Source organism: Kitasatospora sp. NPDC001539 (assembly GCF_040298565.1).
In the GTDB taxonomy this organism is placed as follows: domain Bacteria; phylum Actinomycetota; class Actinomycetes; order Streptomycetales; family Streptomycetaceae; genus Kitasatospora.
Genome location: NZ_JBEPAK010000500.1, coordinates 1 through 1,061 on the forward strand (window position 1 = coordinate 1; position 1,061 = coordinate 1,061).

At 75.0% G+C, this 1,061-nt stretch carries 1 protein-coding gene; it reads right to left on the bottom strand.

Translation table 11 applies throughout. The features are described 5' to 3' along the window. Positions 1–90: 90 nt before the first annotated feature. Positions 91–987, bottom strand: coding sequence for a COG1361 family protein (locus tag ABT247_RS33565; protein ID WP_350750407.1), 897 nt, complete (start codon positions 985–987; stop codon positions 91–93). Between the last annotated feature and the right edge of the window lie 74 nt (positions 988–1,061).

Below are 1,061 nucleotides of genomic sequence, written 5' to 3' on the forward strand. Positions count from 1 at the left end.
GCGCCGTCACGCACCCGGCCGGGCCGCTCGGACTCCGCCGGCCGGTCGGTCCGCGCTGGATCGGTCGCCGGCGGGTCGGCCCGCCGGCGGTCAGTCCACCGTCACCGCGAAGTCGGTGTGCCAGTCCGGCGAGGGGCAGTCCTCCTGCCCGGACACGTCCAGCGTGCCGCCCGGCAGCACCTGCCCGGCGACCGCCGAGGGGTCGATCACCACGGCCGGGTCGATGAAGACCGCGTCGTGGTAGCGCGGCCCCTCCGGGAAGTGGCAGGTCAGCGTGCGCGGGCCGGTGGCCGTGCAGTCGTACGGCACCGTCCCGGTCAGCGTGGTGTGCTCGGGCACGGTGATCCGCACGTCGATCGGGTGCCGCGAGTACGCCGGGCCGGCGTTGTACACCCACAGCGGCAGGTCGACGGTCGCCCCGGGCTTGCCGGTGAGGTCGCCCGGCTGCGGAACGGGGTGCCCGGCCTCCCAGGCGGAGGAGGCGCCGACCATGAAGTGCGCCTCGGTGTCCGCGGTGGTGAGGCTGTACGGGGTGGTGCGGCCGGACCGGTCCGGGTCACCCGGGTAGAACACCTGCACGTCGCCGTTGACGGTGACGAAGGAGAAGGTGCTCGGCGAGACCTCCAGCGACAGCCGCTCGACGGAGGTCGACCCGGGCGCCAGCCCCGCCGGGACCTGGTACGAGCTGCCGGTGCCGAAGTAGGTCAGGGTGACCGGCGGGTCGGCCGAGCGGACCACCCCCGGCGACGGGAAGTGGACGACCACCAGGGTGTCGTCGGTCGTCGTCGCCGGCCCCCGGTTGGTGACCTTCACCTCCAGGATCCCGTCCTCGCCCGGGACCACCGGGTCCTGCGGCGGGCAGAGTTCGACGGACAGCTGCGCGGTCGCCGGCGGCGCCGCGAGCGGGGCGGTGGCGGCCTGGGCCGGCCACGCCGTGAGGAGCACGGAGATCGCGGCCAGGGCGGCCGTCCGCAGAGTTCGCATCATGACCATCACGGTCGCCCGGGCCACTACCCGCGGCAAGCGGGCGGCTGCCGTCCGTAGGATCCCGGACGGCAGCC

Bases quoted from the DNA above. Each gene is read 5' to 3' on its own strand.
- ABT247_RS33565 (WP_350750407.1), bottom strand. From the start codon at position 987: ATGATGCGAACTCTGCGGACGGCCGCCCTGGCCGCGATCTCCGTGCTC.